Source organism: Tessaracoccus sp. MC1679 (assembly GCF_014164775.1).
Taxonomy (GTDB): Bacteria; Actinomycetota; Actinomycetes; order Propionibacteriales; family Propionibacteriaceae; genus Arachnia.
Genome location: NZ_JACJGB010000016.1, coordinates 1 through 9,020, shown reverse-complemented (window position 1 = coordinate 9,020; position 9,020 = coordinate 1). Strand labels below are relative to the sequence as shown.

General features: G+C 65.3%; 10 protein-coding genes. 9 read left to right on the top strand and 1 reads right to left on the bottom strand.

The genetic code is table 11. The annotated features are described in order from the left end of the window. The first annotated feature begins 631 nt into the window (after positions 1–631). The 3 genes from H5398_RS16685 to H5398_RS16675 all read left to right on the top strand — a co-directional run bounded on the left by H5398_RS16685 (position 632) and on the right by H5398_RS16675 (position 1,764). Entirely contained in the window at positions 632–826 is a 195-nt protein-coding gene (locus tag H5398_RS16685) for a hypothetical protein (protein ID WP_182798548.1), read from the top strand. A 144-nt stretch (positions 827–970) separates the two neighbouring features. Then, on the top strand, positions 971–1,447 hold the full coding sequence (locus tag H5398_RS16680) for a hypothetical protein (RefSeq protein ID WP_182800871.1): 477 nt from the start codon (positions 971–973) through the stop codon (positions 1,445–1,447). Further along, positions 1,444–1,764, top strand: coding sequence for a transcriptional regulator (locus H5398_RS16675; RefSeq protein ID WP_182800870.1), 321 nt, complete (start codon positions 1,444–1,446; stop codon positions 1,762–1,764). Before H5398_RS16680 ends, H5398_RS16675 begins: the two co-directional genes overlap by 4 nt. Before the next feature lie 69 nt (positions 1,765–1,833). On the opposite strand, the gene H5398_RS16670 is transcribed toward H5398_RS16675, so the two are convergent. Further along, positions 1,834–2,196 carry a hypothetical protein gene (locus H5398_RS16670; protein WP_182800869.1) on the bottom strand — a complete coding sequence of 121 codons (363 nt, stop codon included), beginning with the start codon at positions 2,194–2,196 and terminating at the stop codon, positions 1,834–1,836. A gap of 260 nt (positions 2,197–2,456) precedes the next feature. Between H5398_RS16670 and H5398_RS16665 the strand changes: the two genes are divergently transcribed. From H5398_RS16665 to H5398_RS16640, 6 genes are all read left to right on the top strand, one after another. Beyond that, positions 2,457–3,092 (top strand): AbiV family abortive infection protein, encoded by a 636-nt coding sequence (locus H5398_RS16665; protein WP_182800868.1) that lies wholly within the window; start codon positions 2,457–2,459, stop codon positions 3,090–3,092. A gap of 426 nt (positions 3,093–3,518) precedes the next feature. Further along, complete coding sequence (locus H5398_RS16660; protein WP_182800867.1) at positions 3,519–3,695, top strand: hypothetical protein; 177 nt, start codon at positions 3,519–3,521, stop codon at positions 3,693–3,695. Continuing rightward, positions 3,695–6,442 (top strand): ATP-dependent RecD-like DNA helicase, encoded by a 2,748-nt coding sequence (locus H5398_RS16655; protein ID WP_182800866.1) that lies wholly within the window; start codon positions 3,695–3,697, stop codon positions 6,440–6,442. The genes H5398_RS16660 and H5398_RS16655 overlap by 1 nt, the downstream gene beginning before the upstream one ends. Positions 6,443–6,896: 454 nt before the next feature. Further along, positions 6,897–7,520, top strand: a complete 624-nt coding sequence (locus H5398_RS16650) for a hypothetical protein (RefSeq protein ID WP_182800865.1) — start codon at positions 6,897–6,899, stop codon at positions 7,518–7,520. A 197-nt stretch (positions 7,521–7,717) separates the two neighbouring features. After that, entirely contained in the window at positions 7,718–8,572 is an 855-nt protein-coding gene (locus H5398_RS16645) for a DUF4192 family protein (protein ID WP_182800864.1), read from the top strand. A 3-nt stretch (positions 8,573–8,575) separates the two neighbouring features. Beyond that, entirely contained in the window at positions 8,576–8,803 is a 228-nt protein-coding gene (locus H5398_RS16640) for a hypothetical protein (RefSeq protein ID WP_182800863.1), read from the top strand. Positions 8,804–9,020: the final 217 nt, after the last annotated feature.

Sequence of the window (9,020 nt, the reverse complement as noted above, 5' to 3'; positions counted from 1 at the left end):
TGAACAACTCCCTAGGCTTCGTGTTCGGCGCCATCGGCTGGGGCGACCTCAACGCCACCGACGTGACCACCCTCGACGCCGCGGTCTCCCTGGCGGCCGTCGCCGTCTGCACCACGCTCATCCTGTGGGTCGACTCGCTCAGGTGACGCGGGCCGATTTACGGCGGTGAGTGATCTCGCGCTGAAGCGCCCGTGCCACCTGGCTACTGCTGCATGAAGAGAACCCACGAGGTGCGGTGGATGAGTGCCTTTCCAGTTGCTGCCAGGAGTGGTGCGCTCGACGCATGCCACACTGCTGTGTATGGCGAACACGCGAGCCGTAGCGCAGTTGGTCCTAGGCGGCATCGGTGCCGCTCTCACGGCTTCAGGCATCATCACCTTCGCAATGACGGCGCCGGGCCCGAGCTCCTTCGGGTGGTTCGCCTACGCCCCTCTAGCGGACCAACCGTGGTCCACCACCCTGGTGCTGCAGCCCGGACAAGTCTGGGGCTTAGCCCTGGTCTTCGCCGGCTCGCTCGTCGTGAGCGGAGTTGCCGGTTTTCAACTGGGGCTACGTCGTCGTCAGTGATCGCGAAAGGGCAGACGCGACGGAAGCGTGGTGCGCGCGGCCGTGCAGGTGAAGGAGTCCCAGGGTGATGCGATTCATCGTCGAGCTGATCGTCGGCGTCGCCCTGGCGGCGATCGTCACGGCGGCCATCATGGTCACGATGTTCTACTTCGGCCCGTGGGCCGATCCACCAGGGATGGACGAACTGTGGTGGCTGTTGGCGACCGCGGCGGTCCTGCTCGCGTCTGGACGATGGTGGGCACGCCGACGAGCTCCTTGATTGACCGAGGAACTCCACCCACCGCGGCATGTCCGTACGTCTGGTCTGGCGACTGCGGCAGGTGGCGGCGTCCAAGTTGGTTGACGAAACGACAACCAAGACAGATACTTGATACATCGTCAACCAACTCACAGAGAGGCGGCCATGGACGCCCACGAGCAGCCAACGCCTGAAGAGGCCCGGGCCAGCCTCGAGCAGATCACCGCGTCACGCACCGCCGCCGCGACGGCCACCCGGCGGCCCGCGTGGATCGACGCGGGCATCAGCACCGCAGCGGGCGCCACCATCGCCCTCGGCACAGCCGGATACTGGGTGGCCGCGATCGTCGTCCTGGTCGTTGGCTCGCTCGTGTTCGCGGTTGCCCTGCACCGGCAAGCCCGCGGACGAGGGCAGGTGCTCGACCAACGCGCCATCGGTGCTCGCACGCTCAGGTTCGCCCTGCTGTACGCCGTGCTGTTCGTCCTGGGCCAAATCGATGCACCACCCAACTGGCAACCCTGGTACTCCCTCGGGGCGGGACTGATCGCGGCCATGGGCGGATACGCCTGGCTGCGCTCGGAAGAGCGCTACCGCATCCGGCGCCTCATCGCCGGGGACTACGACCGCTACGACCTCATATGAGCTGGGAACCCCCCGTCCCCAGATTCGACGACCTGATCCACGCCCCAACCCGGCTCCGGATCACCGCCGCCCTCGCGACCGCCACCGACCTCGAGTTCAGCGCCCTCGAAGACGCCCTCGAGATCTCGACGTCACTACTCTCCAAGCAACTCAAACTGCTCGCCCAAGCCAACTACCTCACCCTCGAAAAACGCCCCCAACCCTTCGGCAGACCACGAACCTGGATCCGACTCACCCCCGCAGGACGCACCGCCTACCTCGGCCACGTCCAAGCGCTCCGGCAACTCACCGAAACCGAGGAACCGTCTCACGAATAAGCCACCGGCTCGCGGCATGAGAGCGATTGAGAGTCTCGTGCGCCTGATCACGCAGGCGGGGCAGGTCGGCTATTGGCGGCGGATCTTGCGTGCCAATCGGTCGAGGAAGCCAGGGGCACCGGAACCGCTCCCCGTGCTTCCCCAAGGCTCGGGCGATCTGTCCTGCAACCAGCGCAGAACATCCCTGGGATCGGCGTGCCCGCCGGCACTCACCTCCGCGACGACGAGGTCATGCTCGCTGACGCCGTCCGGAACCCTGCACCAGGCGATTCCTTCCTCGGCGGTTTCATAGATCAGCCACGTCGGCGCCTCACCGATGGTGATGCAAGCACAGATCCACAAAGCGTGCGCGGCGGTGACCTGCTCGATCGGTCGCCCAGCATGGGGGGTGGTGCGGCGACCCGTCTCGAGAATCCGCTCGACGAGCGCCACGGCCAAGTCCTCATGAACTGGGGACGACCACGTCGAACCATCCATGCATCCACACTACCGACGCACCAGGGGCCTCATCACTGGCGGCGCGCTACCGGACCTCTGAGCCGCCGTGGCCCAATGCAGCGCACCTCGCGGCAGATCAGTGTGTCTGCCCGAGGAGCTGCAGTGGCATGTCATCCATTGTCGGCTGGCATCGCAGCTGTACGGCGGCGGCGCCGAGGAGTCTGTGATCGGGGCGGGCTTCTACCATCAGGCCTATGACCGCTTTGGAGCCCAACAAGGCGCGAGCATTCTGGTTCGCCCTTGTCGACAACGCCGCGCGCCTCGTTGTGGATGCTGACACCCTGGGCCCTGTGTCACCTCGCGCGCAGTCGCTGGTGGTCCTTGCCTTGGAGGAGCTTGGTAAGGCGCAGTGGGTGGCCCAGATCTTCGGGGTGTCCTGGTCTTCGGGCGATGAGGCCCCGCTCGATGTGCCGTACCTCGACGAGTTCGGTGCCAGCCACCGCCAGAAGTTGATGCAATCCACCCACTACATCGAAGGGGCCGACGAGTTCGTCTCAGAACTGCGCCTCTTCCGGAGCCGTGCGGAGGTAGAACTCCGACCCGGTACCGGCGCTAGCGACCCGCGCCAGTACGTCGAATACCTCGAGAACCTGGCTGACACTGACAATAGGGCGAAGCAGCGCGGGTTCTACGTCGATTTGGACGAGGATGGCGCTCCGCTCGTGCCGCACGAGATCGAGCGGCCCGACCTTGCCGATGAGATCTGGGGCGCCGCGGACGCTGTGAAATCAATGCTCGTGGACCGGATGATTGTAGGCGACCGTGACCCTCGGCTTGAATCCATCGAAGCGCTGGTTGCGCCGATACTTGAGCGAGACGATTCATCGTGAGGACGGACCAAGTCGGGGCCCTGACCCGCGAAGATGCAGGCGAACCCCTTGGATCTCACACCGCACCACAGCGGTAATAGAGGACGTGCGGTCGTGCTCGGGAACCGACCGCCGACAGGCGACCCTCGCACACCGCGGCATCAGAGCGCATTGGATGAGTGCGTAGGAAGCTGATGTCGGCCTTCCGACCATCGCTATGCAGGGGTGGAGGCCGGCCCGCTGCACTGAGTCCCGATTCGATTCGAGACCTCGTGCACATCACGGTCAGGTCGAACCCAACCATGACCGCAAGGTCATGATCAGGGTCATCGCAGCCACGGCCTGGTCGCAGTGTGTGCATGGGCATGGTGCGGCCAGCCTCGTGAGGATGATCCTTGGCTCCGATACAGTCTCGATCATGAAGTAGGTCGGAAGGACGTGTGACCGATGCCCCAGCTGGGCTTCCCCACGCTCGGAGTCCAGGCCAAGGAGTTTCTGGTGCAAACCATCCTCGAACCGCATGGATCGCAGCCACGTGCTGCGGGCGTCGAGTTCGTGAGTGCCATGCGCGTCCCCCGCCGCAGCCGCGACGCGGTGCACCACCATCACGAGCGGACCATGTGATGGCAACGATCAAGGGGCAGGTGCGCGCAGCCAGCGACGCCATCGAGACGAACATCTCAATGATCACCGCAGACCGCGGGTTCCTCTCGAAGAACGTCTTGCAGTACCTGCGCGATCTCATCGAAGCGATGGTCGTGTGGGCACATACGGGCAATCCGGAACTCCGCTTCACCTACCAAACGCAATTCGATCCCGCCCGTGACTTCGCGAAGGCGCAGGCCAAATACCGACCGCTGACGCGCTTCCACGCCATGCTGCAAGTCAGCGTGTCGCACTTCACGCTCGACAGCGACCCTTCCGAACGCCTGATGCTGAAGTACTACGAGTACCTGCTGCGCACCCGCCAGATCGCCAAAGATCACCTCGGCATCCAGATCCTAAGAAACCTCGAGCAGTTCCCGCTCGACCTCGATCCGCTGCTGCACGAGTACCACGAGAAGATCGCGGCGAAGATCGAGGCGCCGGGCCTGATTTCGCCGGGCGGGCCGCGCCGCGATCGGTATTACGTCCTGAGCTCCCGACCCTTCTACGCGAACGGGCGAATCTACTACGAGGTCACCTTCGCTCCGGCGCACAACCGGACGAGCAAGTTTGACCGCATCATCGGCTTCACCAAAATCGAGGTGTCGGACTCCTACGCCGCCAACATGGAGCTGGAGAGCAGTTCGATCGACGTCTTCGGGCAGGCGATGCCGATCATCCTGATTCGCTCGTGGGAGGTTTCGATCCGCCCCTGCGAGTTCAACAACTACGCCCGCTTCTTCGGCCAGCAGACGAAGGTGAGCACCGGGCAGCTTGAGTACCGCAACCTCATGCAGTACCTCACGACGACGGAGTTCAGCCTGCTCGATCTGATCGACATGCCTGACGCGGACTTCGAGCGCATCCGCACCTGGGCGACCGACGGCATCAAGCGGGCCGACGAGATCTTCACCGTGCTCCAGAGTTCGCGCGACATCATCCGGCGGAACCGCCCCGGTACGCGGATTCTGCGGTACCTGCTTCTCGGCATGAACAACAACGTGGTGCGCGTGCAGTACCAGCCCGACCGCTGTGGGTGGCTGTCGAACCTTTACCTCACGCCGATGTCGAGACCGTTCGACACCATGCCCTTCTGCACTTACCCGCGGCGCCACACGCCGCGCTTCTACGATTTAGCCACGGCGATCGGCAGCATGGGGCGCGAGCATGAGTTCCTGGCGAGGCGCGTCATGAACAACGTCGAGCAGCACGGCGCCATCTACACACCGGACGCGGACCTTGAAGACCTCGGCGACCTGGACAAGCTGGTCGCGACCTACAACGGGCTGCTGCCGCCAACCGAGAAGCACAAGCCGCGGATCATGGCCCACGACAAGGGGCACGTGTTCATCACCGGGTACGAGAACGACTCGGTCACGATTATCAACGAGCTGCAGGCCATCGCAGCGAGCGGCGTCGCCGACCATGAGGTCGACGCGGCGGCCTGGCTCGACGCCAACCCCTTAGAGATCGATGATGACCTGAAGGCCGATGCCCTCACCCGGCTGTTCGCCGAGTCCAAGGTCGCCCTGATCTACGGCGCGGCCGGGACCGGAAAGACCCGGATGGTCGAGCACATCGCGTCGTACTTCGATGGAGCTCGCCAGCTCTTCCTCGCCAAGACCAACACCGCCGTCGACAACCTTCGGAGCCGCGTTGAGACGAGCGATGCCTACTTCAGCACCATCGACCGCCACCTCGGCTCGGGGCCTACGGGCTCACTGCACTACGACCTGCTCGTCATCGATGAGTGCAGTACGGTCGGCAACTCGGATCTGCTCAAGGTGCTCGACCGGACGTCGTTCGACCTTCTGGTGCTCGTGGGTGACGTCTACCAGATCGAGTCCATCGAGTTCGGCAACTGGTTCAGGACGATCCGCTCCTACATCACGCCCCACTCCGTATTTGAGCTTACGGAACCGTTCCGCACGAAGGACGATGCACTGCTGACGCTCTGGAACCGAGTGCGGACACTCGACGACAAGATCGAGGAGTCGATCTCCGGCAACGAATTCGCAGGGACGCTTGATGGGTCGCTCTTCGCCCGCGTCGACCCGGACGAAATCGTGCTCTGCCTCAACTACGACGGTCTCTACGGCATCAACAACATCAACCGCTTCATGCAGACGAGCAACCCAAACCGCGCCGTCCAGTGGGGCGATTCGACTTTCAAGGTCGGCGACCCTGTTCTCTTTAACGAGACAGACCGGTTCCGGCCAGTGATCTTCAACAACATGAAGGGCACGATCACCAAGGTCGACTACTCGCCCGGCCGGATCACCTTCGACGTCGACATCAAGCGGACCGTGACAACGGCGGATCTCTGGGGCACGGACCTGCGCTGGGTGTCGGACACCGTCGTGCAGTTCGACGTGTTCGAGCGCTCGAACACCGACGACGATGACGACTCCACGACCACGGTGCTGCCCTTTCAGATCGCGTACGCCGTCTCGATCCACCGCGCACAGGGCCTCGAGTTCGCGAGCGTCAAGGTCGTCATCACGGACGCCAACGAGAAGCGGATCTCGCACAGCATCTTCTACACCGCCATCACCCGGGCTCGCCAGCATCTCAAGATCTACTGGACGCCGGAGACGCAGAAGCGGATCCTCAGCCGAATGGTCGTCCGCGAGAACGTCAAGGATGAGGCGCTGCTGCGCGCGCGGCGTGGCGTCGCCCCGGTAACGCAGCGGCCGCGTATGCAACACGTGCGCCAGGCTCCGTGAAAGCGCGCCGACGCTCCGAGACGGAGGGGATGGGCTCTCGGCATGGAGCAGACGGTAGATCGGAACGGCACGCTCATCGGCATGAGCGTGAACCGCACGGCCATCCTTGACATCCCTCCAGAACCCAACCTGGACGAACCGGGCGCCGCCACCGAAGCAGCAGGAAGACCCGGCCCGATCAAGGAAGGACCGGGCCCGGACGATCCACCACCCGCATCACGGCCACCATCCGCCGCGAGAACGGGCACCGTCGGCCCCTAACAGCCCTCGCGGTTGCACCCCTGCCACGACCCGTATCCGGGTCGTGGCAGGGGGTCACCGTGCTGTGACGAAGGGTGTTGGCGGGGTGCGGGGGTAGAATGGAGCCATCCGATGGAGGTCTCACCAGCCTCCGCTATCCCTATGAAGGAGGGACCCGATGTCTGTTGTTGCTGCGGCTGTCGACGCTGATGAGATGCGTGTCGAGGAGCTGGGGGTGCGTCTGGTCGGCAGGCACATCTTCAAAGACGGGCAGCCGGTGCAGCTGTCTGCCTACAAGGACGGCCAGCTGGTCAGTACCGCCGGCCCGGTCAGCATGCTGGAGGCGTCTAACGCCTTGCTGCCGGAACAGGGGAGCGTTGTTCTCGTGCACGGGCAGGAGATGGTGTGGCTGGAGCCGTTGTTCGGATCGGCCAACTGTCTGTACTTCCTTGCGGTGGCCGGGAACTCGGTGGAGACCAGCATGGTCACCGACCCGGCAGCTGTGATGGTGCTGGAGGACCGGGAGAAGGAGGACCCGCGCACGGTAGGGCTGCTGGTGGCTCAGCACCGCGCATTCGAGGCCTGGAAGTCGGCGCTCAACTGCGCCGCCAACGAGTACGCCGAGGACAACGACCTGTGCGAACGCTACGACCAGTTCATGGAGCAAAACGGGCTCGAAGGTCGCACCAATGACTATGAGGCCGAGATCACCATCACCATCACGCGCGCCATCCGAGGCTGGAACTTCGAACGCGCCAGCGAAGACATCACCAGCGAAGACATCGCCCGATGGGTCACCGAAGAGCGCGACTTGGAATGGTCCGTGGAGGAGGGGTAGTAGACCCACCCCGCCGGGGCCGGCTCACCTCCCGAGCTTGCCCCGGGGGTTTCCCTCCGCCACGACCCCTACCCGGGTCGTGGCGGAGGGAACCTCCTTGTGGCTAGGGATGTTGGTGCCTGTCCGGCGGTAGACTGGGGGGCATCCATCCAGGGCCGTCTGACCAGCGGCCCGCCTTCCGGGAAAGGGAAGAAACTATGCAAGACAAGATCGTGTTGTCGTCGTCGCCGTCGGATGCGGTGGCTGTGGGCCCCGCGCTGCTGGGGTTCCAGCCGAGTGAGTCGGTGGTGGTGGTGGGGCTGTGTGGGCGCCGGGTGGCGTTCTGTGGCCGGGTGGACCTGGCCGATGCCCAGGCGTGCACCCGCGACGTGTTGGTGGCGATGCGCAACAGCGGCGCCGATGCGGTGGAGCTGGTGGGCTACAGCCAACGGCCCGAGTGGGCCGCGCTGGTGCTCGATGGACTGGCACGCGGCCCGTTCGACGGCGCCGTGATCCGCCAGCACATCACCGACGGCGCCACCGCGTGGCGCTGCGACCGTGGGGAGCTGCTCGACTCGGAGCCGTTCACCCCGTCGCTGCCCCAACCGGAACGCACCCGCGCCGACACAGTGGCCGCAGTGACCGCCCCCCGGCACCCCGCCGACGCGCACACCGTCGAGGCCCGCACCGCAGGCGCCAGCCACAACCAACGGCAGAGGCTCCTGAGCGCCGCCATGGACAGCAACGAGCTGCACCCCGACGACGCCGCCGACGCCGCCGCGCTGCTCGACGGCCGCGACGGGCTCGCCGCCGCTGTCGCCAGCATCGTCCGCGATCCCCACAAGGCCTACCGGAACCTGCTCGTTATGCGCCAGCACTGCACCGACGCGCACCTGCCCGGCGTCCTCGCCCTCCTCACCCTCGCCAGCTGGGCAGCAGGCCACGGCCCCGCCGTCGTCGAAGCACTCACCCAACTCGACGCCCTCACCCCCGGATCACGCACCGTCGCCATGCTCAGCGAACTCACGTGCAGCAACCCCGCCGACTGGCTCCGAGACAACACGACGGTCTGAACCGTGGACGGCTATCAGGAGGGCTTCAGGGCCGGTTACCGCTCTGCTGAGCAGTTCTACGGGCTCGCGGCCCGGGAGCGTCTGGACCGCATCGCAGAAGCCACTAGAGGGTTGCGGGGGTTGATCGCCGCTCGCGGCGGCCGCCCACCCGTCGAGCTGGTGGCCTACCTCGACGTAGTGACCGGCCACACGACCGCCGACACACACCACCGCACACCAGCGCAACAGTAGCGAGCTTGCGCGCACCAAACACGCGTGCACACACAACACTAAGACCGGCCGGGCCCGCTTGCGGGCCGGGCCGGCCCCTCGCGGGAGGCCCGAAGGGCCGACAACCCACCACCCATCCGGTAGCCGTAAAGCCTAGCCAAGCGGCCTTTAGGCCGCTCCCATGCAGCGGGCCGCTTGCGGCCCGCACGGTGGCGCGCTTGCGCGCCACCTGCCCCCC